The sequence below is a fragment of the Bradyrhizobium sp. CB2312 genome (assembly GCF_029714425.1).
GTDB lineage: Bacteria > Pseudomonadota > Alphaproteobacteria > Rhizobiales > Xanthobacteraceae > Bradyrhizobium.
Genome location: NZ_CP121668.1, coordinates 3365511 through 3391625, shown reverse-complemented (window position 1 = coordinate 3391625; position 26115 = coordinate 3365511). Strand labels below are relative to the sequence as shown.

The 26115-nt window shown below is 57.5% G+C and carries 23 protein-coding genes and 2 pseudogenes; 8 read left to right on the top strand and 17 right to left on the bottom strand.

Annotated features, from left to right (window positions below):
* Window positions 1–265: 265 nt before the first annotated feature.
* The 8 genes and pseudogenes from QA642_RS16310 to QA642_RS16275 form a co-directional block, all read right to left on the bottom strand.
* Window positions 266–1046: pseudogene (locus QA642_RS16310) on the bottom strand (SDR family oxidoreductase).
* 63 nt (window positions 1047–1109) lie between these two features.
* Window positions 1110–1952, bottom strand: coding sequence for a VOC family protein (locus QA642_RS16305; protein ID WP_283085551.1), 843 nt, complete (start codon window positions 1950–1952; stop codon window positions 1110–1112).
* Between the two features lie 2 nt (window positions 1953–1954).
* Window positions 1955–2848, bottom strand: a complete 894-nt coding sequence (locus QA642_RS16300; RefSeq protein WP_283085550.1) for a VOC family protein — start codon at window positions 2846–2848, stop codon at window positions 1955–1957.
* A 12-nt stretch (window positions 2849–2860) separates the two neighbouring features.
* A complete protein-coding gene (locus tag QA642_RS16295) occupies window positions 2861–4570 on the bottom strand; it encodes an amidohydrolase (RefSeq protein WP_283085549.1) in 1710 nt (569 codons plus the stop codon).
* Between the two features lie 534 nt (window positions 4571–5104).
* Window positions 5105–5893: a LysR family transcriptional regulator gene (locus QA642_RS16290; protein ID WP_283085548.1), complete on the bottom strand. Its 789-nt coding sequence runs from the start codon at window positions 5891–5893 to the stop codon at window positions 5105–5107.
* Complete coding sequence (locus QA642_RS16285) at window positions 5883–7565, bottom strand: methyl-accepting chemotaxis protein (protein ID WP_283085547.1); 1683 nt, start codon at window positions 7563–7565, stop codon at window positions 5883–5885. The genes QA642_RS16290 and QA642_RS16285 overlap by 11 nt, the downstream gene beginning before the upstream one ends.
* 267 nt (window positions 7566–7832) lie before the next feature.
* Window positions 7833–8261 (bottom strand): DoxX family protein, encoded by a 429-nt coding sequence (locus QA642_RS16280; protein ID WP_283085546.1) that lies wholly within the window; start codon window positions 8259–8261, stop codon window positions 7833–7835.
* Between the two features lie 199 nt (window positions 8262–8460).
* Window positions 8461–9228, bottom strand: coding sequence for a GntR family transcriptional regulator (locus QA642_RS16275; protein ID WP_283085545.1), 768 nt, complete (start codon window positions 9226–9228; stop codon window positions 8461–8463).
* 225 nt (window positions 9229–9453) lie between these two features.
* On the opposite strand from QA642_RS16275, the gene QA642_RS16270 reads away from it, so the two are divergent.
* Window positions 9454–9963, top strand: a complete 510-nt coding sequence (locus QA642_RS16270) for a 3-hydroxybutyryl-CoA dehydratase (protein WP_283085544.1) — start codon at window positions 9454–9456, stop codon at window positions 9961–9963.
* An 18-nt stretch (window positions 9964–9981) separates the two neighbouring features.
* Here QA642_RS16270 and QA642_RS16265 read toward each other — a convergent pair whose 3' ends face one another.
* Both QA642_RS16265 and QA642_RS16260 read right to left on the bottom strand, forming a co-directional pair.
* Complete coding sequence (locus QA642_RS16265) at window positions 9982–10956, bottom strand: amidohydrolase family protein (RefSeq protein WP_283085543.1); 975 nt, start codon at window positions 10954–10956, stop codon at window positions 9982–9984.
* A 98-nt stretch (window positions 10957–11054) separates the two neighbouring features.
* On the bottom strand, window positions 11055–11459 hold the full coding sequence (locus QA642_RS16260) for a RidA family protein (protein ID WP_283085542.1): 405 nt from the start codon (window positions 11457–11459) through the stop codon (window positions 11055–11057).
* Between the two features lie 288 nt (window positions 11460–11747).
* On the opposite strand from QA642_RS16260, the gene QA642_RS16255 reads away from it, so the two are divergent.
* The 5 genes from QA642_RS16255 to QA642_RS16235 all read left to right on the top strand — a co-directional run bounded on the left by QA642_RS16255 (window position 11748) and on the right by QA642_RS16235 (window position 16370).
* On the top strand, window positions 11748–12929 hold the full coding sequence (locus QA642_RS16255) for an ABC transporter substrate-binding protein (RefSeq protein WP_283085541.1): 1182 nt from the start codon (window positions 11748–11750) through the stop codon (window positions 12927–12929).
* Between the two features lie 30 nt (window positions 12930–12959).
* Window positions 12960–13814, top strand: coding sequence for a branched-chain amino acid ABC transporter permease (locus QA642_RS16250; protein WP_283085540.1), 855 nt, complete (start codon window positions 12960–12962; stop codon window positions 13812–13814).
* Window positions 13815–13931: 117 nt separating this feature from the next.
* The gene (locus QA642_RS16245) at window positions 13932–14864 is read left to right on the top strand and encodes a branched-chain amino acid ABC transporter permease (protein ID WP_283086908.1); all 933 of its coding nucleotides are present in this window, start codon (window positions 13932–13934) and stop codon (window positions 14862–14864) included.
* Window positions 14861–15616: an ABC transporter ATP-binding protein gene (locus QA642_RS16240; RefSeq protein WP_283085539.1), complete on the top strand. Its 756-nt coding sequence runs from the start codon at window positions 14861–14863 to the stop codon at window positions 15614–15616. The genes QA642_RS16245 and QA642_RS16240 overlap by 4 nt, the downstream gene beginning before the upstream one ends.
* Window positions 15609–16370: an ABC transporter ATP-binding protein gene (locus tag QA642_RS16235; RefSeq protein ID WP_283085538.1), complete on the top strand. Its 762-nt coding sequence runs from the start codon at window positions 15609–15611 to the stop codon at window positions 16368–16370. The genes QA642_RS16240 and QA642_RS16235 overlap by 8 nt, the downstream gene beginning before the upstream one ends.
* Window positions 16371–16777: 407 nt before the next feature.
* Here the strand turns inward: QA642_RS16235 and QA642_RS16230 are convergent, their stop codons facing one another.
* From QA642_RS16230 to QA642_RS16220, 3 genes are read right to left on the bottom strand one after another with little or no spacing between them, the layout of a single operon-like run.
* Complete coding sequence (locus tag QA642_RS16230) at window positions 16778–17542, bottom strand: aldolase/citrate lyase family protein (protein ID WP_349253847.1); 765 nt, start codon at window positions 17540–17542, stop codon at window positions 16778–16780.
* A 12-nt stretch (window positions 17543–17554) separates the two neighbouring features.
* Window positions 17555–18337, bottom strand: a complete 783-nt coding sequence (gene hpaH / locus QA642_RS16225; RefSeq protein WP_283085537.1) for a 2-oxo-hept-4-ene-1,7-dioate hydratase — start codon at window positions 18335–18337, stop codon at window positions 17555–17557.
* Between the two features lie 47 nt (window positions 18338–18384).
* Window positions 18385–19875 (bottom strand): 2-hydroxymuconic semialdehyde dehydrogenase, encoded by a 1491-nt coding sequence (locus tag QA642_RS16220; protein ID WP_283085536.1) that lies wholly within the window; start codon window positions 19873–19875, stop codon window positions 18385–18387.
* Window positions 19876–20414: 539 nt separating this feature from the next.
* Between QA642_RS16220 and QA642_RS16215 the strand changes: the two genes are divergently transcribed.
* Window positions 20415–21140 carry a LuxR family transcriptional regulator gene (locus QA642_RS16215; protein WP_349253846.1) on the top strand — a complete coding sequence of 242 codons (726 nt, stop codon included), beginning with the start codon at window positions 20415–20417 and terminating at the stop codon, window positions 21138–21140.
* A 251-nt stretch (window positions 21141–21391) separates the two neighbouring features.
* Here the strand turns inward: QA642_RS16215 and QA642_RS16210 are convergent, their stop codons facing one another.
* The 4 genes and pseudogenes from QA642_RS16210 to istA form a co-directional block, all read right to left on the bottom strand.
* On the bottom strand, window positions 21392–22075 hold the full coding sequence (locus tag QA642_RS16210) for an RraA family protein (RefSeq protein ID WP_283085535.1): 684 nt from the start codon (window positions 22073–22075) through the stop codon (window positions 21392–21394).
* Window positions 22076–22383: 308 nt separating this feature from the next.
* Window positions 22384–22539: a hypothetical protein gene (locus QA642_RS16205; RefSeq protein ID WP_283085534.1), complete on the bottom strand. Its 156-nt coding sequence runs from the start codon at window positions 22537–22539 to the stop codon at window positions 22384–22386.
* A gap of 24 nt (window positions 22540–22563) precedes the next feature.
* Window positions 22564–23427 carry an IS21-like element helper ATPase IstB gene (istB, locus tag QA642_RS16200; RefSeq protein WP_166107168.1) on the bottom strand — a complete coding sequence of 288 codons (864 nt, stop codon included), beginning with the start codon at window positions 23425–23427 and terminating at the stop codon, window positions 22564–22566.
* A gap of 8 nt (window positions 23428–23435) precedes the next feature.
* Window positions 23436–24926, bottom strand: a pseudogene (gene istA, locus QA642_RS16195) (IS21 family transposase); the annotation flags it as partial.
* A gap of 522 nt (window positions 24927–25448) precedes the next feature.
* Between istA and QA642_RS16190 the strand changes: the two are divergent.
* The gene (locus QA642_RS16190; RefSeq protein ID WP_283085533.1) at window positions 25449–26081 is read left to right on the top strand and encodes an acyl-homoserine-lactone synthase; all 633 of its coding nucleotides are present in this window, start codon (window positions 25449–25451) and stop codon (window positions 26079–26081) included.
* Window positions 26082–26115 lie beyond the last annotated feature (34 nt).

The window sequence follows — 26115 nt, the reverse complement described above, 5'->3', positions numbered from 1 at the left end:
AATATCTGGAGTAGACGAGCGGGCCGAACAGGGCCGCTTTGGGCGAGCCCTATATGAGTAAGCCGTACGCCATTGAGGAGCGCGGTGATTCATTGGCGACTTGCATCGAGGTCAATCTCGACGGCATACAAGAGATGGGTCAACGAATGGCGAGGGCCCTATTTCTCTTCAAAGAAACACAGATTTGGGCGTCATAGGTGATTGATCACTCGCACGCTAAGATCTGCGTCGTCTGGAGAGTGCCAGCCCGCGACTTACCACTTCATCAGAAAGTGCCGGGAAAGGCGCCTCCATCAATTAAGATATTTTGCCCTGTTATATATCCAGATTGCGCCGAGCACAGGAAGGCACAGGCATCACCGAATTCGTGGGGCTGACCGAAGCGCTTACTCGGATTGGCCAACCTAGTTTCCTCCGTGACTACTGCGGCGTCGCGCGAGGAGTTTTCTTGCGAACGCAGCTAAATTTGATTTCAACCTGTCGGTATCGAACGTGCCAGGCAAAAGATTGTTGATCGTCACGTTGTGCTCGGCCACCGAGCGAGACAAGCCGGCAATGAAGCCAGTGAGACCGGTACGCGCACCGTTGGATAGTGCTAGCATGGCTACCGGAGCCTTAACCGCGTGCGAGGTCACGTTTACGATACGGCCGAATCTTCGTTCAATCATGCCGTCGAGCGTCGCCTTGATCAGGGCAATTGGTGCCAGCATGTTGCCGTCAAGTGCCTTGATCCAGTCATCGCGCTCAAGCCTACGAAAATCACCAGGCGGCGGACCGGCGGCATTGTTGATGAGAATGTCTGGAGCAGGACAGGCAGACAAGAGGGTGGCTCGCCCTTCATCCGTGGTGACGTCCGCGACTATCGCGTTCGGGCGGATCCCCGTTATTTTCGCAATCTCATTGGCTGTTGCTTCCAGCACCTCGCGCCGTCGCGCCGCAATGAACACTTCGACTCCCTCTCGCGCAAGCGCCATAGCACTTGCCTTGCCAAGCCCTTGGCTCGCCGCGCACACGATGGCCTTTCGACCCTTGATTCCCAGATCCATGATCTCTCGCGAGTACTTACTTCCCGTCGCTCAATGAATACGTTTACTTGTCCTTCAGTGGCTCTAACCGGCGGGCTTTGCGCCCCACATGCAGAAGCTCGTGGGCTCGAAGCCGAACTGACGCGGACGGTGGGTCTCATCATTCTCGATTTCCCCGACCCCGACCGAATATTCAAAGACCATGCCGTCGGGACCTTTGAAGTAAAGGAAACGCGCGCCGGACGTCGGATGCCGGCCGGGCCCGAATACGATTGGCACGCGTTTCTCGTTCAGAAGGTAGTAGGAGCGCAACACATCATCGCTGCTCTCGACTTGATGGTTGATGTGTTGGATGCCGGCGGCTGGCCCAGGGAGTAGCGCGATGGTGTGATGGATGGCGTTGACGCGCATCAGGGAAATATCACCAATGCGATCGCTAACTCTAGCGTTGCAAACCTGCGTCCAGAACAGCTCGTCACGCAAGAGATTGGTCGAGTTCAATCCGACGTGGCTGAAGCCTGTAATGCCCGCATCGCGGCTGGCGAAATAGCGGGGCCCACTGCGTTCCGGTCGGACGACCAATTCGATGTGGTTGCCGGTCGGATCGTAGAAGCCGATGAAGGCCTTCACTTTGCGCTGCTCGACCTCTTCGGCAGTTCCAGCATGGACGGGGTGGCCGAGCGCTTCCAGGGTGGATGCGGCGTCCTGCAGACTTGCATCGCTTTCGACCTCGAAGCCAACGGTTTGATTGCCTGCATCGCCTTCGAAGTAGCACAGCGTGTGTACCCGATCGTCGGAGCGCAAATAAAGCTTCTTCTTGCCGCGTTCTGCAACCTGCAGGCCCAGACAAGCGGTTGCAAAGGTTTCGGCCGATTCGAGATCTGGCGAGCCGAGACGGACATAGCTGACATCCTTGAGATAAATCATGCTCATCTCCCAGTTGAGTAAAGGGGTGCGCGCAGTTCCGGCACGTCTTTGCTCTCGCTGCCCCAGTCACATAACGAGCTAGCTACCAGTGGAAACTGTCGCGCCAACCGCGGCTTATCGCCGTATTCCGTCATCCCGTTGACGTACGAAAAGATCAGGCCGTCGGGTCCCTCAACGTGCAAGAAGATCTGCTTCGACGCAGCTTGGCGCCCGGGGCCCTGCACGATCTTGATCTGGCTTTCTTGCATGAAGTAGCTGTTCTGCATGATCTGATCTAGCGCTTCGACCTCGAAAGCTGAATACAGCAGCCCGTTTCGGTTCGAAGGGTATAGCGCGATGCGGTGATGCATCCTGTCAGTCCGCAAATACGTGATGTCTCCGACCCAATCGCTGACCTCGGCTCCGACAGCCGCCCAAAAGGCGAGGTCGCCCACATGCTGCGTTGTCCGAAGGCCGATGCTGTGAAAGTGCAAAATGCCCGCGTCCCGGCAAGGAAAATAGCGTTTGCCGCTGCGAAATGGGCGCACCACGAAATCGATACGGTTCTTCGAGGCGTCTTCGGCGAGAAGTGCAGATTGGACGTAGCGACGCCGGCACTCATCAGCGTCTGCGTTCCTAAATACGAAGCCGAAATCGCCCAGGCGCTTAGCAATGATGTTGAGCGCCGTGCTGTCCCACACTTCAACTCCGACGCTCGCATCTTCGCTCGAGTTGCTAAAGAGACCGATTGTGCGAAAACGATCGTCGGACCGAAAAGCAATTTCGCCATCTTGCTCCGCGACACGCTGCAAGCCGATGATGTCCGACATGAAGCGGGCGCTGGCGGGCAGCTCAGTGACTGGCAAGCGTACATAACAGACTGACGTGATAAGCGGCCTCTCATTGCCGTTGTTCATCGTTCGCCCTTCCTAGGTCCTGGTATCCTGCTCCCGGCTAGTTATGCCAGTCACTGTTTCGCGAACGAACACAGTGCGTCCCTCGACAATTGTGCGAATGGCCACGATGTCCTTTATGGCGTCATCCGGAACGCTTAGTATGTCGTCCGAAATAACAGCCATATCTGCGTATTTGCCCGGCTCTATCGATCCAGTCTTTCGCTCGGAGAACGAGTATCGCGCGGCGGCGCTTGTATAGAGGCGAATAGCCTCCTCGCGGCTGATTTTTTCCGCGGCACCGAACGTGTGGCCGCTCCTGTCACGCCGCGTCACCATGACATACATGTTGATGAACGGGTTCAGGGAATTGATTGGGTAATCGGTTCCTTGGCCCACCGCATCAAGCCCCATGACATCGATCATCGTGCGCATCGGAAAGGCACGATCAGCGGTTTCCTTCCCGAGAAACATCGCGACCGTCGACGCCTTCTCCCAGAGAAAGGTCGTCTGCGCGTCGACACGCACGTCAAGTTGGCGCGCACGCTCCATCTGGTCCGGGCGCATCAGACTGCCATGAATAATGATGAAACGACGCCCCTTGATCGAGCGTTCAGTATTAGCTCGACCGTACGCATCGAGCACCGTATCGATTGCGGCGTCTCCGACTGCGTGGACACCCACACGCCAGCCGTAGCGATTTGCCGTTGCAACCAGTGCGTTGAATCTTGCTGGCTCAATGACGATCGTGCCGTTGTATGCTGGATCGTCGGGGTACCCGTCGCGCATCGCCGCTGTACGCAGTGTCATGCCGCCATCAATCTGAAGTTTGACACCTGAAAAACTCAGCCAATCATCCCCGAAATCCGAGGCAACTCCGATGCGTGAAAAGAAAAGGTCCCACTCGTCAGTTGTCATGCTCGGGTTTAACCCGCCGGTGGGCGCATACATCGCGCTGATCCGTAGCGTGGCTTTCCCGGCTTGCCGAACGCGCTGATGCGCTCTCATTGTTGCCGGGTCGACTGCCGCGCTTATAGCCGAGGTGAGTCCGAACTCGTTAAAATACTGCATGGCATGCTGCAGTTGCTGATCGCGCTCGTCGTCAGACCATTGCGGCAAGACCGCGTGCACAAGATTTTCTGCGGCTTCCTCCAGGGTACCATTGGGCTCTCCCGTCGCCCCGTCGCGGTGGATGACTCCCCCCTCGGGATCCACCGTCTCCCGTGTAATACCCGCCATTGCCATCGCGCTCGAATTCACCATGGTGAAATGGCCGATGGGAAGACATACCGGGTTGTGAGGAGCGGCCCGGTCTAGCTCTTCCCGTGTGAGGAAACGCTTTTCCCTTAGCTGCGCAATCGGGTGCCATTCTGCGCCCCTCACCCAGCCGCCATTCGGCAAGTTTTCGGCATATTCTCTGATGCGATCGAGCGCCTGGGAAACAGTGGCTACATCGTTCAATTGCACCGTGGATTTCAGGAGGCCAGCTCTCTCGACGTGAGCATGGGTATCGATAAGGCCAGGCAGCACAGTCTTGCCCTTGAGATCGATGATCTCCGTCAATGGGCCGGCAGTCTCTCTGACTTCGCCAGTTTCTCCGACAGAGACGAACCTCCCGCCGCGAATCGCGACGGCCCGGACAACCCGGAAGGCGGCATCCGCGGTGATAATATTGCCGTTCAGGAAGATCGTATCCGGCCATGCATCGCGACAGCCGGCTTTCTCGCACTTGTCTGGCCACTTCATACAAACCTCACACCGCCGGCCTCAGAACCCCACGCCTGAGATTGGCCTATTGTCGATATTTTATTGTTTTTCGATATTTTGCAATATCTTGTTTTGGTGGCCTGCTCTGAGATTGTTGCCTTCGGACCGAGTTACCCCCACCGAGGAGAGTTGTTCCGCCGAGTTCCTATGCGCCGCAAAGGAAGTCCGAGGACATAGGCTCGCGACCGTATCGCAGTTTCTGTTCGGTTGAGCTGCGTGGCTATCGATTCAAGGCTTCGCCCCGCAGCAATTTCCTGCCGCAGAATTGAATCTTCGGCGTTAGTCCAAAGGCGCCTGACTTCACTCAACGACAACTCCAGCGTGTTGGCTGGCTGCAATAGCCCGCAGCATGTGAACCCGTAAATTTCCCTGGCATGCACGTCTCGCGTCGTTTTCAGCGAAACAGGGACCGGTCTTTCTTGATCGATGCGGAAATGAACTGACGCACCTCTTGTACCGGCCGGCTATTGTGAGTGTCGGAATGCGAGGCCAGCCAGTAAGTGCGCGTGAATCTCATTTCGGGAAGAATGCGCTTAAGCTCAGGATAACGCGATGCCACGTAGTCGTGCAGAACCCCGATTCCGTGACGGAGCGAATGGCCTCGAGTTGGCCAACAACGCTTCCGCACTCGTATCGGCGTGATGTGAACTGCCCGACAATCGACGCGTAGTCTGGGCGCGTGCGTAGGCGAGATCCTCGACGTGCGTTATCAGCTCTTCCAGGCAGGTCAGACGCAGTTTCAATTGCCCCTTCGCGACTCAGATATTGTTCCGACGCATAAACACTTAGGCCGTAATTGGTTAGTTTTGACAGCATCAATCGACCGTACTCCGGCCGGTCCAGCGTGATCGCAATGTCCGCTTCGTGAAGCGCCAGCGAAAAGGTGCGAGGCAGCGGTACAAGCTGGATCAGAAGTCGTGGATGCTGCGCTGCGAGCATCCCAAGCCGGTCGGCGAGGTAGTAGTTTCCAAACCCGTCCGGCGTCCCGACACGAACAGAACCGCCGATTTCGTCCCTTGCGACGCCAATATTCGACGTTACGCGAAGGAACTCTCCTTCGGCCCGCTCCGCGGCCGCAAACAGGACCTCACCGGCCGGCGTCAGTTGGCAGCCGGACCTGCTGCGCGCCAGCAGCCGAACCCCCAGGCTTGTCTCCAGGGCTGTGAGCCGACGAGCTACCGTCGAATGATCAAGCCTCAATCGTTTGCAAGCTTTCGAGATCTGGCCGACTCGGGCAACTTCCAGGAACGTGTGCACCCGTTCCCAATCAATCCCTTGTCGCCGACGCGGATCAGGCTTCACGCTTCCGAAGTCTCCCAACGAAGTCGTCCACATCTGCACCGAGTTTTGCCGAATGTCGGTTGAGCGCATCGGCGCATTCGAGCGCGAGACTTGCCGATGTTCCCGTTTCGATGGCCGCTCGGTTCACACCGCTGATCGTACGCGAAACGCTTTCAGTTCCGTCGGCCATTCGTTGAATATTGAGGGCGATTTCGCGCGTTGCCCCGCCCTGCTGGCTGACGGCAAATGTCACCTCAGCCGCTATCTTGCCGAGGCCCTCAATCGTGTGGGAAATACCCTCAATCGCTTCCACGGCGTTCATTGTCTTGTCTTGTATTGTCGTTACCTGGCTTGCGATCTGCTCTGTGGCCTTTGCAGTTTGGCTTGCAAGCGCCTTAACCTCGGCTGCAACGACAGCGAATCCTCGACCGGCGTCACCGGCTCGTGCGGCTTCAATGGCTGCATTCAGGGCAAGAAGGTTGGTTTGACTGGCAATCGAGCTAATCAGCTGAACGACGTCTTCAATGGTTTTGGCAGCTTCCGAAAGGTCTTTGATCGTGGAGTCGACCCGAGTTGCTTCCAACTGGGTCTGTTCAGCAATCCGGGCCGATTGAATGACCTGACGATCAATCTGCTCGATCGACGCAGTGAGTTGCTCGGTGGCGGCCGCCACAGCCTGGATTTTGCTCGCAGTTTCCAGCGCGGCATTGGCGCCCAGCGTCGACTCGCGCGCGACACCATCCGCAAGAACAGCCAGCTCTTTCGATATCCGTCTCATATCCGCCGCCGATAGGCCGGCCGCGTCGAGGGATGCGCGGGTTCCGGCTTGAAACTCAATTGCCATCTGGTCCATTAGCTTTCGCCTGTCGGTCGCGGACCTTTCTTCCAACTCCCGCTGTCCCGCCCGTAGTCGTTCGGCCTCGATCATATTGTCCTTGAAAACATGCAGTGACTTCGCCATCGCCCCGATCTCGTCAGCCCGATCGAGCGCGGGAACAACAGTCGACGTTTGCCCCGATGCCAAGTGCTCCATCGCAATCGTCATGGCTTTCACAGGTCGGACGATGCTTCGAGCTATCAGCAGGGAGATGATCACGACGGCCAGAGACACGCTGCCGATAAGTGCGCCGACCTTCATCAACTGACCGACAAAGATTGCCTCGACGTCGTCTGTGTAGATGCCGCTGCCGATCGTCCAGTCATACGGTTCGAACAACTCGACATACGAGATCTTCGACGTAGGTTCTTGACTGCCGGCCTTGGGAAAGCGGTACGACACGTATCCACTTCCGCTTCGGTGTACGAGGTCTACCTGCGCCCTTGAAAATTGAACGCCGTCCGGGTCCTTGACGCCTGACATATCCATGCCTTCGATCTTCGGGTTCGGATGCGCTTCCGTGATTAGATTTGGTCCGGTTGCAAAGAAATAGTCGCTTCCAAAGCGAAGACTGCGCAAAAGCGCCCGTGATCGAGCTTTGGCGTCTGCCTCTGTCAGTCCCTCACTCCTCGAGCGTTCATAGTCGACGTTCAAAGCGAGATGGGCGACCTGGACAAGATCCTTCAGTTTGGTCTTACGGTCCTCGAGCAGATTGTCGCGAAGGGTGGACAGGACGGCGAATGCCACAACAAAAAGGCCCAGAACTGACAGGCCAACCATCAAGAGCAGTTTATTCGAAGTCCCCAGCTTGGTCATTCCGATTTTCCTACGAATTTCGAAAATATTTCGTAGGAAATACCAGGCATCGCCTAATGGTGAGTTAAGAGGGGCGCTGTCGCAGAAGTATCGGCGGCGGCTCCGCCGTCATCGAGTCTATTGCGGTCGATGCGTCGCACGGCTTTAAATAGATGCAAGCGACCGACATGAACTAGCCCCGGAACATAGCTTGGCTATGCGCGCCTGCCCTGCTGTCCTAAGCCGAACAGAACTCCTTTACTGGGCGGTTCGGTCGTGTCGGGAAGATCAGCGCCGCGCCAGAGAGCCGCTGGGCTCTTCTTCCTTACGGACCATCGCATCGACGCTGATCGAGCCGCCGCCGGCCGCCGAGAGATAAAGGCAGACGAAGCAGAACAGGATCGCGGCCGTGCCGCCGTTGATCAGCGGCAGGAACACCGGCATGCCGGTCTTGAACATGTGGCCAATGAAGTAGGCGAACGCCATTTCACCGGCGAGGATGAACCCGGCGATGCGGGTGAACAGACCCAGCATTAGCGCGGCGCCAAGCACTAGCTCAAGCGCGCCGGCTGTCCAGATCAGCGGGGGGATGTTCGCGAAGTACGGCAGCACCGGAAACTTGAAAAGTTTGGCCACACCGTACTGGAACAGCAAGAGGCCGGTGATGAAGCGAAACAGGCTCAAGAGGACCGGCTGGTAGCGAGACATAAAGTTCATGATTTCCGCCCTTCTATCCGAATCCGAAGCGAGCTGGATCGCATTCGGTTGCCCCCCGCAGGTCTCGCGCTTTCAATTCGCGCTGACAATCTCGTCATGTGTAAACGGAACACCGTTGCATGCGATTCAGTCCAACGAATTTGTATAATTTGTTTGCGGATGTCGCCTGGTCGGTAGCTCCCGCGGTAACACAGACGGTCTAGTGTGATCGAGCGCGGCCGGAGCGATGCGGCTTGACCTTCGCCGAAGAAGTTTTCGGCGCCAGTGACTTTTCAAGATATTTCTGAGCGAGGTCGCCAGCGTGCCTGATGTGCTTGTCGAGGATGCTGACAGCTTTAACATGGTCGCGCTTCACAGCGGCTTCCAGTATGGCCTCATGCTCCTGGGTAATCGACTGATCGATACTCTTGTACTCGACGAAAGCCCGCCGATACCGCTCGCCGTTCTGGATCAGGAGTTCGCAGAAACGCAGCAACCAGGGAGACCCGCACCTGCTGTACAGAGCGAAATGAAACTCCCAATGACGCTCTTCCCAAAGATCGGCAGCCTTCTCCTTGCTTAGATCGCGGCTCGTTTGAACCCCCCTGAGCCGATGAAGCGCAGCGATCGCATTCGCTTCCCAGTTTACATCGCCATTGATGATCGAGCGACGAAGGGCCTCGCCCTCAAGCCTGGCACGCCAATCGGTAATCTCGAGCAGTTCATTTTGGTTGAGTTCAGCGACGCGGAAACCGCGTTGGCCGTCAGCGCGAACCAACCCCTCACTCGCAAGTTGAAAAAGGGCCTCGCGGATCGGACTGGTACCAACACCATATAGCCCCTTCAGGTCCTCCGATTTGACTTTGGCGCCCGACTTCAGCCGTCCAGAAATAATATCTTCCCGCAGCCGGTCGACCGTCGCATCGGTCAGCGTCTTATGCTCGCGATTCGACCCGATACGTACCGGGGGCCCCCAATCGAACGTCATCCGTGAATTCCTGAAAAGAGAGATTTCGGCGACCAATCTAGGGAATTTCGAAGTTTAAAACAATATCCTGGATTGCGGACCCCGATGATTCTGCTTGATCTCTTGGGTACGAGTCCAAGCAATAAGTCCCTCGAAACGCGGCGGGACAGTCCGAGGCAACAATTTCCTTCTGCAAATTTCGAAATATGCTATCTTATCGAAATACGTCTTTGAGAGGAGAGTCTGATGTTCCCCCTTCCCCTTGTCGATCTACTTTCGATCACCCGAGAGCTGACCGAGAGCCAGAAGCGCGTGAAGGTACTCTGGCAGGAGCCCGGATCACTTGCTTTTGTCGCTCGTGGTCGAGAGTACAGGAGCGAATTCCATATCAATGATAGCGACGAATTCACGTACATGATCAAGGGTACGATGAACCTCCATTACCGTGGATCAGACGGCAAGGAAGACGTGCTTATTATCCCTGAAGGGTCCGTGAACTTCATGCCGGCGAACGTTCCGCACTCGCCGCGCTTCCCGCCTGACGCTTTTGCCCTGATCGTCGAACGCAAGCGCAAGGAAGGCGAGGTCGATCGCTTCCAGTGGTTCTGTCCGAAGTGCGACAATCTTTTGCACGAAGAGCGGTTCGTCGTCGCCGACTATCGAGCAGATCCGGTGTCGAAGGCTTATCAGAACTTTTTCGACGATGAAAATGCCCGCACCTGCAAGAAATGCGGGAATGTGATGCCAAAGCCATGACCCCTGCGAGCGCCAGGTTCAAACCCGGACCTGGCGTTCAGCTACCTGACGCGCCTTCAAACCCGGCATTAGCCGCAAGGCATTTTCGCGCTCGACTTTTTCCAGGTCTGCAGGACTCGGAACAAGCTCGGAAAGACATCGAATCGATCGGCTCATTGTCATTTCAGGCGCATGCGGGTAGTCGCTTCCGAACAGGACGTGATCGACCGATGTCAAGCGGAGCAGCGCACCGAGCGCCAACTCGTTAGCTGAGAGCGCCGTGTCGAAATAGAGCTTTCCGAGTTGCTGCAGCACTCCATCGGGGACTGCTTCCCTGTATTCCGGTCTGGCTTCGAGCCGGGCAAGCCGCTCAGCAAGGAACGGGATCGTTCCGCCTGCGTGCGAGAAGATGAAGCGCAGATTTCGGTACTTCGCGAAGGATCCGCTGAACATCAGGCTGGCGATCGTCCGTGTGGTATCAAACGGGAATTCGAGTGAAGCCGGAGGCAGACCGCACACGCATTCGCATGGCCCCTCGGTAGGATGCACGTAGATCAGCGCCTTGCGACGATCCAGTTCCTCCAGCACGGGCGCAAACTGGCTAGCTCCAAGATAGACACCGCCGTAATTGGACAGCAGGCAAATACCCTCAGCTCCTAGAACGTCGAGACAATAGGCAATTTCTCGTAAGCTGCCGTCGACATCAGGCAGTGGCAGACTCGCGAAAGATCCGAAGCGGCCTCGATGGTCTCGGGTCATTCGCGCGGCATATTCGTTGCAGACGCGACATAGCTTTGCAGTCCCAGCGGCGTCGGTGCAGACGAATCCTGGCGCGGACAGCGATAAGACCGCGGTTTGGATCCCATTACGGTCCATTGCATCGATCGAGTGCGAGGGTGACCAGGCGGGCGCACGCCCAGACACAAGGGTACGTGCGATCGGACGATCTCCGACCGCTTCGACGTATGCCGGTGGGAGGAAATGATGATGGGTGTCGACGCGATACGTGAACACGAATAGCTCCTGATCTGTTCGACCGGGGTTGGACACGCAGCCAGCGCGGCTAAGGCAGCGTACTCTGGAGAATGTGGAATCGGCTTCGGCCGTGCCGCTTAGTCGAACATCGCAACGCAGTCGATTTCGATGTTGACCCCGGTCCTATGCGGCGTCGCGCCAATGCACGTGCGCGTCACCTTCTCGCCCTCAAGAAATTCCTTGAACACGTCGTTGAATCGGGGGAAGTCATTCACATTGCGCAAGATCACGCGCATATTCACAACGTTTGCCAGCGTCGCCCCACCCGCTTCGAGCACGCTCAAAAGGTTGCTGAGCGTTTGCCGCGCCTGAATCTCAATATCGCCTTCGACAACAGCGCGCGTTGCGGGATCGAGGGGCCCTTGTCCCGACACGAAAAGCATATTTCCGAAGCGAACTGCTTGCGCGATCGGAGCTGGCTTGCTCGGATCGGTGAAGCCCGTTGTCGGAGCAGATTGTGAGGTAACGATTATCTTTGGCATGTCGGTCCTGTCCTTGGAGCAAACTGGGTTAGTCCGTTCCGCTGACTGCCAGCGGGCTGCGGTCTCGCGGGCGTACCGCTGACCAACTATCGCATAAAATTTCGAAATTCAATCGCATTTGCCAACTTCCGCGTCGGCCTCCCGAACTGATCGTCAAATCGCTATTATGGAAATTACTTGAAATAACGAAATTTTTGCCTTAACGTCGCGCGAGCTTCATGCGCTGTCTCCAGGCATCGCCGTCTGCTGCCCGATGATCGTGCAGTCTCATAGTCCGAAGGAGTTCCCATGTTTTCGAGACGATCGATTGCAATGAGCTGCTTGAGCGCCGTCGCAATGGCGCTGCCGAACATCTGTTTCGCCGAGGATACGCTCAGGATCGGGCTCATCCTTCCGATGACCGGGCCTTTCGCATCCACCGGTCGCCTGATTGAGAGCGGCGTGAACCTGTATATGAAAAAGCATGGCGATACGGTCGCGGGGAGACGGGTCGAAATTATCCTCAAGGACGATACCGGCACGCCTGCCATCGCCAAGCGGCTCGCGCAGGAGCTAATCACCAATGACAAGGTGAATGTGCTGGCAGGATTCGGGCTCACCCCGATCGCCTTCTCCGTTGCGCCTCTGGCGACCCAGGCCGAAGTCCCAATGATCGTGATGATGGCAGCCACCTCGCTGATCACGGAAGCATCTCCCTACATCGTCCGAACGAGCTATACGCTGCCTCAGGTGACGGAACCCTTGGCCGATTGGGCCCGTAAGAATTCGATTAGCAAGGTCGTGACGCTTGTCAGCGACTATGGACCCGGCGTTGATGCCGAAAGAGCGTTTGGGGATCGTTTTTCCTCGAAGGGCGGCATAGCTGTCGGCGAACTTCGCGTACCGCTGCGCGATCCGGACTTCTCGCCTGCTCTTCAGCGGGCTGCTGATGCGGAAGCTGACGCACTCTTCGTCTTTGTGCCGACTGGCGCGGGCACATCAATCATGAAGCAGATCGTCGAGCGCGGCCTCGACAGGAAGGGCCTCAAGGTCATCACTGCCGGATCAATTGTGGAAGACGAGGTATTGAATAGCCTTGGGGACGCGGCGCTCGGAATTGTGAGTACCCAGCACTACTCAGCGGACCACGATTCTCCAGAGAACCGGGAATTTGTTGCGGCTTACAAGGCCGCCACGAACGGCGGCCGTCCCGATATTCCTGCCGTCCATGCGTATGATGGCATGCACGTGATCTACGAGGCTCTCAGGAAGACGGGCGGCGCCATCGATGGACAGCGTCTAGTAGATGCGATGAAGGGGCTCGCCTGGATGAGTCCTCGTGGGCCCGTCTCCATTGATCCGGAGACGCGCGACATTGTCCAGAATGTCTATATTCGCAAGGTCATGCGGAAAGATGGGGAACTATACAACGTCGAGTTCGAGACAATCCCCAACGTCAAAGACCCGGTCAAATTGGCCAAGAAGAAGTAACCCCGAACGACCGATCTTCACGATTGAAACATGCTGACCATTTTGTTCGACGGCGCAGCCTACGGCATGCTGCTATTTGTCTTGGCGTGCGGTTTGGCTGTCACGCTCGGCCTGATGAACTTCGTCAACCTTGCCCATGGCACTTTTGCAATGGCAGGAGGCTACGTGACTACCGTTCTGTTGAACGACTGGCATGTATCCTTCCTGATGGCACTTCCCACAGCATTTCTCGCAACAGCCACGCTGGGACTCGTGCTCGAAAAGACGCTCTACGTTCGCCTCTACACGTCCAGTCACCTTGACCAGGTACTTTTTTCGATCGGCATCGTTTTCATGTCGATCGCCGCGGTAACCTACTTTATGGGATCGCAGCAACAGGTATTCCAGGTCCCCGCGTCTCTTCAGGGCCGCCTTGACTTCCAACTCTTAAGCGTGGGTCGTTACCGTGCACTGGTCATCGCCATGGGCGTTGCCATTCTGATCGTGCTGCAAGCGATCCTGATGAAGACGAGCTTTGGCAGTCGCCTCCGAGCAGCCGTTGATGATAGGCGAGTAGCACGCGGGCTCGGAATAAGCGTCGGTCCGATTTTCTCGCTTACTTTTGCGATTGGCTCAGGCCTTGCCGGTCTGGGCGGTGCGGTGGGAGTGGAGATAGTCGGTCTTGATCCAAACTTTCCGCTCAAGTTCATGATCAATTTTCTGATTGTCGTGACGGTCGGAGGAACATCGGGACTCATCGGTCCGTTCCTGGCCTCGCTACTGCTCGGAATGGCAGACGTCGCAGGCAAGTACTATCTGCCGGAGATCGGATCTTTCGCGATCTACACGTTGCTAATCCTCGTTTTGCTGGTACGGCCGCAGGGTCTCTTCTCGAAAGCACATTAAGGACCAATGCTACCTCTTATTCAAATTGCCGGCGGACGCCGGAATACCAGCTTCCTCGCAGGGCACTCAGCGACGAGCGCTGCCGAGCTTGCAGTGTGGATAGTCCTGCTATTGGCTATGTTTCTGGCTCCTGGTCGTCATCAGCTTTTGAGCGAGATTGCAATTGTTGCGCTGTTTGTACTCTCTCTCGATCTCATCCTTGGCTATGCAGGTATAGTTTCGCTGGGGCAGGCGGCATTCTTTGGCGTGGGTGCCTATAGTGCGGGGCTAGTTGCAATTCACCTGACGAATGACGCGATAATCGGGCTGATCATATCAGCCGTCGTCGCTGGCCTCGTCGGGTTCATGACCAGTTTTCTGGTCTTGCGGGGCTCCGATCTGACCCGATTGATGGTGACGATCGGCGTAACGTCGCTGCTTGGCGAGGTGGCGAACAAGGCAGCCAGCATTACTGGTGGAGCGGACGGCCTCCAAGGAATATTGATGGGGCCGCTCCTTGGCATGATACCCTTCGATCTTTATGGCACCACCGCGTACGGTTACAGCCTAGCCGCCCTCTTTCTGGGAGTAGTGCTTGCCAAGCGAATCGTCACCTCGTCCTTTGGGCTATCGCTTCGTGCGATTCGCGATAATCCACTGCGCGCTTCAGCGGTCGGCATCCCTGTCAACGCGCGCCTTGTTGCAATTTACACAATCTCTTCTGTCTACGCAGGCGTAGCAGGCGCACTCATGGCTCAGACTACTCAATTTGTATCACTGGATGTCTTCGACTTTCACCGTTCGGCAGATGCTCTCCTGATGTTGGTAATTGGCGGCACCGGATACCTCTATGGAGGGATCGCTGGCGCTGTAGTCTTTAAGCTGATCCAGAGCGTTCTCTCCGACGCGACCCCTCAATATTGGCATTTTTGGCTGGGTCTTCTGCTCGTTGTTCTTGTCTTGGTCGGGCGCAATCGGGTGATCCAGGGCATCGCCAACCTTCTACGGCTGCGCGGCCGGGAATCATCTCCCCGGACCAACGACGGCAGGGTGAGTACATCCCGCTCATGAGCACACATGCGCTTGAAACCAGACAACTCGTTAAGCGCTTCGGCGGCCTAACCGCCACGGGTAGCGTCTCATTCACCCTCGAGAAAGGTTCGCGGCACGCGCTAATCGGGCCAAACGGTGCAGGCAAGACGACTTTCATCAATCTCCTTACCGGTGTTCTGCGTCCCACAAGCGGCTCCGTCCTGCTCAACGGAGAGGATATTTCAAGCGCTGGAGTTCACGAACGAGTACGTCGAGGCCTGGTGCGAACGTTCCAAATCAACCAACTGTTTCCGACGCTCTCCGTTCTGGAAACGCTCGGGCTAGCGCTTTCGGAACGCGCCGGGTTCGGCTGGAATGTCTGGCAGCATGCCTTGTTAAGGCGTGGACTTGTTGAACAGGCCGCTGCCTTCGCCGATACTTTTCTGCTGGCCGATGTCCTGCATACTCCCACGTCAAGCTTGTCTTACGGCAAGCAGAGGTTGCTGGAAATTGCAGTCGCTATTGCGTCCCAACCAAAGGTTCTCTTGCTGGACGAACCGGCAGCGGGCGTACCGGAGCATGATAGGGCGGCGATCCTTGATGTCCTGGCCGCTCTGCCGCGCGATGTTTCTGTCGTTCTCATCGAACACGATATGGATCTTGTTTTCAGCTTTGCCGACGTCATTACCGTCCTCGTCAGCGGTTCTGTGCTCACGCGCGGGCCGGCGGATCGGGTCAGTTCCGATCCGCGTGTAAAAGCCGTCTATCTAGGTGAAGCTGGTCATGAATAGCTTATTGAGCCTCAGGAATGTTCGAGCAGGTTATGGCCGCGCCGTTGTTCTGCCCGATATCTCCTTGGACCTTAACGAGGGAGAAGCGTTGGCTGTGCTTGGCCGGAACGGAGCTGGAAAAACAACGCTGATTGACACGATCGTCGGCGTAACCAGCCGGCTTGGTGGAACAATCGGCCTCGGCGGCCGACGTTTGACTGATCTTTGTCCCGAACAACGGGCCCGGGCCGGCCTTGGATGGGTACCTCAGGAGCGAAACATCTTTCGCTCGTTGACAGTGGAGGAGAACCTTACCGCGATTGCAAGGCCGGGCGCTTGGACCTTGAAGCGAGCTTACGAACTCTTTCCAAGACTTCGGGAGAGACGCCTCAACTTAGGCCACCAGCTTTCCGGGGGCGAACAGCAGATGCTGGCAATAGCGCGCGCGCTCATGTTGAACCCCAGGATCCTGCTGCTTGATGAACCTACTGAGGGGTTAGCGCCAATCGTGGTCGACGAGATTTTGAAGATCCTTCTCAAAATCTTCAAGTCCGATGGGATGGCCGCGATCATCGTGGAACAACACCCAAGACGGATTCTGCGTCTTACCGACCGCGCAATCATTCTTGACCGCGGATCGATTGTGCATGCGGCAACGGCCAAAGACCTTCTCGAAGATGGTTCGATCCTCGAAGACCATCTTACCGTGAGAAAGAAAGTTCAGGCTCCCAATCAGCTTACCGCCCGTGCAGAAGGCGGCAATTCAGCGCGATGACGCGTCGATTGCAGGAACGGGGATGCGGCTCATCTACCAACGATTCTTCGGGCGCTTCTCCCGAGATTGAAAAACGAGCTCGCATCTTCGCAAGATCAATTGCCGACCGCGCAAGGAGCGCGCTTTAGCACCGAAACCGCTGCGAGCAAGCCGAGTGTTTTGGAAGCGTGGATGCTCCATCATCTTATCAAGCCAAACGCCGGCTGCCATTTCCAATTGCCTCCTAAGATCGCGGCGCGATGTTGGAATTGTATGTCGCATCCGCCGATGAGGCTGGATGATCACATGGAGGCAGGCGGCTGTCGCACTCGTCCGGACCAACCTCCGGACGGGTCCTAAAACCCGGAAAGAGAATATCATTCCAGTTTAATTGTGGACTCCGCCCGCGAGGCTCCAGCTCGCGCGAGCTACCTGAACGAACGTGCCAGGTTATCAGCCGCCCTCGCCAGCAGTTGTAGATCTGAGCCTACGGCAACAAAGTTAAATCCCCACTCAATGTATCGCCTCGCGTCGGCCTCTACAGTGGCGAGTATCCCGGCAGCCTTTCCCGCCGAGGTAATCCGTTCCACTGCAGACTTGATCAGATGCTGCACGTCTGGATGCTGCGGATTTCCAATGTGCCCTACCGAGGCGCTTAGATCGGAAGGGCCGATAAAGATGCCATCCACTCCGTCAACCCTTGCGATTTCTTCAAGCTCGCTAAGCGCAACCGCCGTCTCTACCTGCACCAGCACACAGATTTGCTCGTTGGCCTCCTGCAGATAGCCCGCAACCCGTCCGTATCGGCTCGCTCGCGCGGTGCCCGTTATTCCGCGAAGTCCTAAGGGTGGATAGCGGCACGACGCTACGGCCCGCTCCGCTTCAGCTGCATTCTGTACAAAAGGTATGAGGAGCGTTTGGGCTCCGACGTCAAGGAAGCGCTTGATCAAAACCGGGTCGTTCCAGGCCGGCCTCACAACGGCGGCAGCTGTCCCGGAGTTCATCGACCGGAGTTGATCCAGAATTCCGGGCAATTCATTTGGCGCGTGCTCGGTGTCGAGCAGCATCCAGTCATAACCGCTATCGGAGACAAGTTCCGTCGCTGAGCTGCTGCAAAGGCTGCACCAAAGTCCGATCTGAAGCTTTCGAGCCCGGATCGCTGCCTTGAATGAGTTCTTCTCAAGATCTATCATCAGCGAATTCCGTTACACGAACTGGATTGCGACGCCGCCAAGCGGGCCGAAGTCTGCGTGAAGTGTGTCACCCTGGTTGGCCCAGACCGGGCGTGTAAACGACCCCGACAGTACGATGTGCCCTGGCTCCAGACCCGTGCCGAAGCGGCCGAGCTTGTTGGCTAGCCATGCGATCCCCATCGCGGGATGCCCGAGCACCCCGGCAGCTAGCCCCGTCTCTTCGATCTCGGAGTTGCGGTAGAATACAGCGCCGATCCACCGCAGATCGATGTCATGAGGCCTCACCGGTCGGCCGCCGAGAACGATTCCGGCGGCTGCGCCGTTGTCGGCTACGGTATCGGTGATCTTTCGCGGATTCTGGACACGCGCATCGATGACCTCTATTGCGGGTATCACGTACTCGGTCGCCCGCAGAACATCAGGCAACGTTACGCCCGGCCCCTTGAGCGAGCTTCCCAGGATGAACGCCAACTCCGGCTCGACCCGGGGAACGCAATAGTCTTGGTGTCTCAGCTTTGCACCATCGTCAATCATCATATCATCCAGCAGATGGCCATAATCCGGCTCATCAATCTGCGACGATTGCTGCATCGCCTTTGATGTCAACCCGACCTTGTGACCAATGACCCGGCGGCCGCTTGAGACCTTCCGGCGCGTCACCTCGCTCTGGATGACATAAGAATCCTCGACTTCAATTCCTGGAAACGTCTTCGACAACTGGACGGCAGGTGTTCGACTGCGCTCGGCCTCGAGAAGGATATCAGCCGCTTGCGCACGTTCTTGATCCGTCAACATTGTATTCTGCTCTCCCGATCCTGAAAATTACTGGATGCGCCGATCCATTAAAGTTTGACACACACGTTGCGGAGATCAGTGTAGAACTCCATCGAATGGACGCCGCCCTCGCGACCGATTCCTGATTGCTTGGATCCCCCAAAGGGCGTTCGAAGATCCCGCAAGAACCAGCAGTTTACCCAGGCGATGCCCACCTCGATCCGGGCAGCGACGCGGTGAGCTCGCGCTAAGTTTTCTGTCCAGATCGACGTCGCCAGTCCGTAAGGACTGTTATTGGCCGCCATAATCACCGCCTCCTCATGATCGAAAGGAGCGATATGGCAGCAGGGACCAAAGACTTCTTCGCGCAGGACAACGGCGTCTTCCCGAAGGCCCGTCCAGATGGTCGGCTCGATAAAGAAGCCGGAATTAAAGCGTGACGGCAGCTCCGGCATGCCACCACCCAGGATCACATTTGCGCCTTCAGCTTTCGCGCGCTCGTAATATGACAGGACCTTATCGCGGTGCGATTTGCTGATGAGCGGCCCCATCGTCGTGGCTTTATCGAACGGATCTCCCATTCTGAGAGCTGCACCAGCACCCGTGAGCTTGGCGAGAAACTCATCGAAGATCGGACGCTCGACATACACGCGCTCGGTCCCGAGGCAAACTTGGCCGCAGTTCGCAAAAACCGACCTGGTAACGCCTTCGATCGCGCGGTCTAGATCGCAGTCCGCGAACACGACAGCAGCGTTCTTTCCGCCGAGCTCAAGTGACACCGGCCGAACGCCCTCTGCCGCCGCCTTCATGATCGCAACCCCGGTCTTTGTCTCTCCCGTGAACGTGATTCCGTCCACCTTTGGGTGGCGGGTCAGATATTCACCCGCGCTATCCTGCCCCAATCCATGAACGACATTGTAGACTCCCGGCGGCACCCCTGCTTCATGCATGACTTCGCCCAGCAACGTAGCTGTCGTCGGCGTTTCCTCGGACGGCTTGACCACGACGGCATTCCCGCACGCGAGCGCCGGCGCAACCTTCCAGGTGAGAAGCAGGAGCGGCAGGTTCCAGGGGCAGACAACAGCAATGACGCCTCGTGGCACGCGGATCGCATAGTTCAACGCGCCAGCGCCATCCGGCGTTGCGGTACGGAACGATTCCGTCGATAATGTGAGAATCTGATCTGCGAAGCTGTTGAAGTTCGCTGCACTGCGCGGAATGTCGATGTGGGCGGCAAGGCTTGCCGGCTTCCCGGTATCAAGTACCTCAGCTCGTACGAATTCGTCAAAGCGGCGCAGAATCCCGTCAGCCACCTTGCGCAGGACGCACGCTCGCTCTTGTTCACTCATCCGGCGCCAAGGACCCTCAAGAGCGCGCCTTGCAGCGGTGACCGCATCGTCGACAACAACAGAGTCGGCCACGGGCACGACATTCACGAGGTCGGCGGTCGCTGGATTGATGTTCTCCAGCGTCAAACCACCTCCATCCACGAATTGGCCGCCGATGAAATGCGACAGCCGGCCAGCGGTGAGAGCTCGCCCGCAGTTCATTGTCGCCATACTACTTCCTCTCGCTATCGTGCTTCCAAGATCTTCGGACCGCACCAAGACTGCTCTATCGCCGTCCAATTCGGCCGATATATCTGATAATTTCGAAATAACAAGTTATTTGGACTGTCTTGTTTCGTGAACATGGGATCAGTCGGATCCGGTGAATGAGCCGCCGTCGGAGCGACAGCACGAACGCGATAGCGGATCGCAACTCAGTTCAGATCGCCTGGCATGAGACAGGGGGCGAGATGCTATTTTGCCAAGCGCAGAAAAGCCCCGTCGCCGATTGCAGGCGACGGGGTTGGCTTACGCGCCAAGTCAGGGAGGAACCCCCAAGGGGGAGCAGTGACAGGCCTCCGCCAATCACGCCGCCGCCGGTGGACTGCGCCCCAGACGCATCGACCGTCAACATTTTCGGTATAGCTGGCAATTTCGAAATTATCAAGTATGAATTTGCTGGTCACCGCACAATCTTTTCGTCCGTGATGCAAGTTGGTCTGTGAGCAGACAACTGCGGCCTGCCGCCCAAGTAAGTGCCTGAAACAACAATGCACCGGACTTTCAATAGGTTTATTGACCAACTCTGGAATGCGCGCACTGACGAAGATTTCGTCAGTGCAATGACGGCAGCCTCGTGTGCTCTCGAGTTACCATGCTTTGCATATCTCACCTTGCCGCACGGCGCGCATACCAAGCCACGACTCATCTCGACTTATCCAAAAAGGTGGACTGCGCATTACCTCGAGCACAATTATAAAGAGATCGATCCCGTCATCCTCAGGGCGCTGCGTCGACCTGAACCGTTTCACTGGGGCATAGACTTTGCGCCGACGGGTAGGACAGCCAGCGTGCACCGGTTCTTTGAAGAAGCCGCATCCCACGGGATTTGTGTCGGCTACACGGTCCCCGTCCATGAGGGCCATCGCCTCGTGGCGACGCTGACATTCGCCTGTGACCAGCGAAATTGCTTCGCCAGCCGGGTCAGCTCCTACTCTGGGGTCCTTCAGCTAATCGCCTTCTACTTTCACGCTCACGTTCATCGCAACCTGGTGAGTGAACGATCGTTTTGCGGTGTGACCTTGTCCAAAAGGGAAATCGAATGTCTGGAATGGGCGTCGCTTGGTAAGAGCGCCTGGGAAATCGGCGCGATTCTCGGGCTGTCCCGTAACACGGTCGCGTCTTATCTGGAAAGCGCCAAGAGGAAGTTGAAGGTGCGCACGGTGATGCAGGCAGCACTGCGCCTCGCCGCTGCAAAATCGGATGAGCAAAGATGAGGCGAGATCACTCTGCAACTACAGGCAAATGCTCCCGAGGCAGCTTCCCCCACGAGAGTTCTGTTCAGTTCTCGAGAGCATGTGACGCGGCTCATGACGCAGCCGAGCAGCCTCTGGAGCTGGCCTTGCTACTAAGCGTTCCATGATCTCGTAGATGACCCGGCTGACCTGCCACGAAAACTCTGTTGAGGCCTAGTTGAGCATTTCAAGTGTCGCTCTCGGCCAGTGCAGCTCGGAACTAGACCAGCCATTTACGCCTTTCTCTGAAGTGTATGATAACCCAGCGCAGCCCGCGCCTCGCCTATCGTGGCCCCTTGCTCGATCCGCTCGCGAATCGCGCTCTCGCTCTTCTCGATCGCGCGCGCGGTGTTGGCGACATCACGCGCGCGGTCTCGTGGGACAATCACGACCCCATTTGCGTCGGCAACGACGATGTCTCGTGAGACGACCCGCACGGTCCCGACCGACACGGCACCATTTAGGCCATCGATCTGAACCCGGTCCTTACCTGTGCGCATGAATCGGCCGACACTAAAGATCGGATAGCCGTCGGTAAGTGCGCGGTTCACGTCCCGGCAGACGCCATTGATAACTGTTCCTGCGATGCCCCGAATACCCGCGTACTGGGTCATGATATCGCCCCACACCGTGCAGTCCGTCCGCCCCTCATTGTCAATCACGATAATGTCGCCCTCCGCGACGTCATCGATGAAATCGCCCACCGTACCGGCCGGCGACGCCGCGGGTACATATTTTACTGTAAAGGCGGGACCGACGATAACATTCGGGTAGTCCGCCAGCGGACGAATGCCGAGAGCCTGACCGTGCAGTCCCAACTTGTCCAGCGCGTCGGAGACGCAAGGAGTGTCGAGACCAGCGAAGAGCCCGCTAACTTCACGGTCCTCGACGGCGGCCCTCTTAGGATTTCCGGACATGCCTAGTCTCCACAGTGTGCGGCTCTCATCGCTTGCAAACTTTGATCTAGGTTTGAGAGAGGCCGCACCTTGATGGGCGAAGCGGCCGTGAGGTTCACTATCGACAGCAGGCGAAAGATGTAAATTCCAACGGCAGTATGGGTTCGATATCCGGTACCAATCAAGACATGGACTTCAAGGTGAACTCGGTTGCGGCTCTACGGACTCTCCGAGCTCAGGCGGAGGTCGCGATTGGGCTAACCGCCTTTCGCTCACAGAAGCAGCTACAGTTCACGAATCGGGAGTCCGGCATCGTGGACAGATGATAGTCAGTTGCCGTAGGAGCCCTTGTAGGTGCCGGAGGCGATGCTCTTCATCATTTCGTCTTCTCGTGCAGCTTGCGCTTGAACAGCATCCAGCAGGTCCTCGGCCAATTCGGGGGCGAACGCCACGACGATGACATCCAGAGAGGGCGCGAACAGCACAAGCGTGACGCGGTCGCTTAACTGTCAATCGGCGTTCGACTGGGACCCCCTATCGGCATCCAAAAGGGACCCCTTTGATCGGCGCGCTCTGCTGGTAGCGCTCGGGTCGTCGGAGCTGGTCGGGGTTGCGGAGACGGCGCGAGCGCGGGTTGTTTGAACATCGTCGCGGCTTTTGAAGCGCCAACTGTCGTTGCCGGTCTCAACGATGTCGCAGTGATGGGTCAATCGGTCGAGTAGCGCGGTGGTCATTTTGGCATCGCCGAACACGCTGGGCCATTCGCCGAACGCAAGATTGGTGGTGACAATGATGGAGGTGCGCTCGTAGAGCCGGCTGATGAGATGGAACAGGAGCTGACCGCCCGATTGCGCGAACGGCAGATAGCCCAGCTCGTCGAGAACGATGAAGTCCATGCGGGTCAGATGCTCAGCGAGCCGTCCCTGCCGTCCGTTGCGGGTCTCGGTCTCGAGCCGGTTGACGAGATCGACGACGTTGTAGAAGCGTCCTCTAGCACCATCGCGGATGCAACTTCTGGCAATGGCGATGGCCAGATGGGTCTTGCCTGTGCCGGTGCCGCCAACCAGCACGACGTTGCGTTGCTGGGCGATAAAGCCGCCGCCAGCGAGATCATTGACGAGAGTTTGATTGATCGGCGTGCCGTCGAACTGGAAGTCCGCGATGTCCTTGGCAAGCGGCAGCTTGGCAATGGTGAGCTGGTATTTGATCGAGCGGGCTTGCTTCTCGTTGATCTCGGCGTTGAGCAGGTCGCCGACAATGCGCTGGGGTTCGTGCTGGCGCTTGACGGCAGTTGCCATGATCTCGTCGAAGGCAGCCTTCATGCCGTAGAGCTTGAGTTCGCCCATGAGGTCGAAGATTTGGGTTCGTTCCATCAGATGGTCCTCCGGAGGTTGTCGTAGCGGGCACAATCGGCGATCGGTGCATGACGGAGTGTCAGTGCGGCCGGCGTCATGATGTTGGCCGGTGGGGCGGGTTCACGTTGACGGGCCAGGATATTGAGAACGACATCGGCGGAATGGACGCCATGACCGAGCGCTTCGGCACAGGCCGCTTCCACCGCGGGCAGACCGTCAGTCAGCACCGCGTTGAGGATGTCGACCATCTGCCGATTGCCATCGTCGGTGCTGGCAAGCTTGCGCCGGATCCGCTCGATCGCAGCCGGCAGCACCCAGTCTTTGAAGGGAGCACCGTTGCGCAAGGCGCCGGGTTTGCGGGCGAGCACCGGCACATAATGCCAGGGGTCGTAGACGGTATCGCCGCGGCCAAAGGATCGCGGGTGCTCGGCAACGATGCGCCCATCCTGACGGATCACGATACGATCGGCATAGGCTTGAACCTCGACCGGTCGTCCGACTGCGCTGGCTGCGACGGAGTACTTGTTGTTGTCGAAGCGCACCAGGCAGGTCTTCGAGACCGATGCCGTCACCGCATGGAAGCCGTCGAAGCGGCCGGCATAGGGAACGAGTTTGGGGCGCTCGGCTTCGAACACGTCCCAGATCGTCTGATCGGTCAGCTCCGGATGGCGATGAGCCTTGGCGTAGGCGATGCATTTGTCGAGCAGCCAGGCGTTTAACTCGTCGAGGTTCTTGAAGCGCAGCCGCGGGGTGAAGAAGCGTTCGCGGACCAGCCCGACCTGGTTCTCGACCTGCCCCTTCTCCCAGCCCGACGCCGGCGTGCAGGCGACCGGATCGACCAGATAGTAGCTGCACATCTGCAGGAAGCGGCGATTGTAGAGACGGCCTTTACCGACGAAGATCGTCTCTACGGCGGTCTTCATGTTGTCGTAGATGCCGCGGGTGCAGGTGCCTTTGAACAGGGCGAACGCCCGGTCGTGGGCGTCGAACACCATCTCCTGCGTCTCTCGCGGATAGGCCCGCACGAACAGCATGCGGCTGTGACAGAGCCGGACATGAGCAGCCTTCACCATCACTGTGGTGCCGCTCAGCAGGACGACCTCGTGGCTCCAGTCGAACTGGTAGGCTTCGCCTGGTGCAAAGCTCAGCGGCACATACGCCGACGCTGTCGAGGTGCCGCGTTCCTTGCTCCACCGTCGTGCGTATCGACGAACCGCATCATAGCCGCCGACATAACCGAGGCCGCGAAGCTCTTCGAATATACGGATCAGCGTCAGCCGTTCCCGCGCCGACTTGCTCTCATTCCCTGCCAGCAACCGGTCAAGCTCGGCACTCCAGGCACCCATCTTCGGGAGCGGCTGCGTCTCGCGCTCATACCGGAACTCCGTCGCTTGAGAACGAATGACCTTGCGAACCACCTTCCGCGATACGCCAAGTTCTCGGCAGATCGCCTTGATCGGACGACCATCAACAAAGTAGGCGCGACGGATCTTACCAATCGTCTCCACCACCAGCATCCCAACCTCGGCTTCCATGACTCGATGGAAGCCACTGTGGACCCTTGTCCCGGGGTCCCGATTGGATGCCGATTACCCCGAATACGGGGTCCTTATTCCATGCCGAAACACACGCTTAACAAGCGATCAGCACGTTTATGTCATCTGTGGAGCGTTGCGTAAGAGGGTTTTCCTCGCTATCGCCTCGATCGCCTTACATGCTTGTTTACCGGGGCCTGCCGAGGGATTTCCGCCTCAAACCCGTCGGGTGAATCGCGCTCAAGATACGATGCATCTACCCGGCCGTTCTCGGAGCTAGGCGCCAACGGGGACAATTTCAGCGCACCAGAGATATGCCGCCGCTGGTCCGCGCACTCGGGGGAAGCGGCTTTTCGAAGGTGCGAACGGTAACAAGAAGCACTGCGCGCTAACCGGCTGCAAAATCACCGAAGCAAAATTGAGGCGCGACCACTCCCACAACTACAGGTAATGCCTCTCCAGCGCGGTTTTCCTATGGAGGTGTTGTCATGTTTGGGAGGGGCCATGATACGTCTCATAACCGGATCGTCCTATGCGCAATTCAGCAAGACGCTGAAGTCTATGCATAGATTGCGGTTCCGCGTATTCAAAGAGCGCCTGAACTGGGCAGTTGAGACGGACGCCGGCCTCGAGGTCGACAGTTTCGATGCATTGCAACCCGCGTATCTCGCCCAATTGACCGACGAGGGTGAGGTGCAAGGCTCCGTCAGGCTGCTGCCCACCCTTGGCCCTACCATGCTGCGCGACAAGTTTCCCATGCTTCTTGGAGATGCGACTGCTCCCCAGCATCCGCAGTTGTGGGAGAGTAGTCGGTTCGCGATCGAAACGCGGCCTGACGCGCCAAAAGGCAAGCACAAGATAGCGCGGGCCACTTATGAATTATTTGCCGGCATGATCGAATTCGGTCTTTCACGCGGCCTGACCGACATTGTTACGGTCACCGATGTCCGGATGGAGAGGATTTTGCGTCGCGCCGGTTGGCCGCTCCGTCGCATAGGCGTTCCGCATCTTATCGGAAACACGACAGCCGTTGCTGGGTACCTCGGCATCTCGCACGAGGTCCTTATCGCAATCAGGAGCGCCGGAGAGCTCAACGAACCCTCCCTTTGGGCTCCAGTCTTGCAAGATCACCGCTAGTCTATCCACCCCCCGTCCGTCTTTCGAAGATGGC

Excerpts from the sequence above, each read along its gene's own strand:
- QA642_RS16305 (WP_283085551.1), bottom strand. The coding sequence starts at position 1,952 with ATGATTTATCTCAAGGATGTCAGCTATGTCCGTCTCGGCTCGCCAGAT.
- QA642_RS16300 (WP_283085550.1), bottom strand. The coding sequence starts at position 2,848 with ATGAACAACGGCAATGAGAGGCCGCTTATCACGTCAGTCTGTTATGTA.
- QA642_RS16295 (WP_283085549.1), bottom strand. The coding sequence starts at position 4,570 with ATGAAGTGGCCAGACAAGTGCGAGAAAGCCGGCTGTCGCGATGCATGG.
- QA642_RS16285 (WP_283085547.1), bottom strand. The coding sequence starts at position 7,565 with ATGACCAAGCTGGGGACTTCGAATAAACTGCTCTTGATGGTTGGCCTG.
- QA642_RS16280 (WP_283085546.1), bottom strand. The coding sequence starts at position 8,261 with ATGAACTTTATGTCTCGCTACCAGCCGGTCCTCTTGAGCCTGTTTCGC.
- QA642_RS16275 (WP_283085545.1), bottom strand. The coding sequence starts at position 9,228 with ATGACGTTCGATTGGGGGCCCCCGGTACGTATCGGGTCGAATCGCGAG.
- QA642_RS16270 (WP_283085544.1), top strand. The coding sequence starts at position 9,454 with ATGTTCCCCCTTCCCCTTGTCGATCTACTTTCGATCACCCGAGAGCTG.
- QA642_RS16260 (WP_283085542.1), bottom strand. The coding sequence starts at position 11,459 with ATGCCAAAGATAATCGTTACCTCACAATCTGCTCCGACAACGGGCTTC.
- QA642_RS16255 (WP_283085541.1), top strand. The coding sequence starts at position 11,748 with ATGTTTTCGAGACGATCGATTGCAATGAGCTGCTTGAGCGCCGTCGCA.
- QA642_RS16250 (WP_283085540.1), top strand. The coding sequence starts at position 12,960 with ATGCTGACCATTTTGTTCGACGGCGCAGCCTACGGCATGCTGCTATTT.
- QA642_RS16245 (WP_283086908.1), top strand. The coding sequence starts at position 13,932 with ATGTTTCTGGCTCCTGGTCGTCATCAGCTTTTGAGCGAGATTGCAATT.
- QA642_RS16240 (WP_283085539.1), top strand. The coding sequence starts at position 14,861 with ATGAGCACACATGCGCTTGAAACCAGACAACTCGTTAAGCGCTTCGGC.
- QA642_RS16235 (WP_283085538.1), top strand. The coding sequence starts at position 15,609 with ATGAATAGCTTATTGAGCCTCAGGAATGTTCGAGCAGGTTATGGCCGC.
- QA642_RS16230 (WP_349253847.1), bottom strand. The coding sequence starts at position 17,542 with ATGATAGATCTTGAGAAGAACTCATTCAAGGCAGCGATCCGGGCTCGA.
- hpaH (WP_283085537.1), bottom strand. The coding sequence starts at position 18,337 with ATGTTGACGGATCAAGAACGTGCGCAAGCGGCTGATATCCTTCTCGAG.
- QA642_RS16220 (WP_283085536.1), bottom strand. The coding sequence starts at position 19,875 with ATGGCGACAATGAACTGCGGGCGAGCTCTCACCGCTGGCCGGCTGTCG.
- QA642_RS16215 (WP_349253846.1), top strand. The coding sequence starts at position 20,415 with ATGCACCGGACTTTCAATAGGTTTATTGACCAACTCTGGAATGCGCGC.
- QA642_RS16210 (WP_283085535.1), bottom strand. The coding sequence starts at position 22,075 with ATGTCCGGAAATCCTAAGAGGGCCGCCGTCGAGGACCGTGAAGTTAGC.
- istB (WP_166107168.1), bottom strand. The coding sequence starts at position 23,427 with ATGGAACGAACCCAAATCTTCGACCTCATGGGCGAACTCAAGCTCTAC.
- QA642_RS16190 (WP_283085533.1), top strand. The coding sequence starts at position 25,449 with ATGATACGTCTCATAACCGGATCGTCCTATGCGCAATTCAGCAAGACG.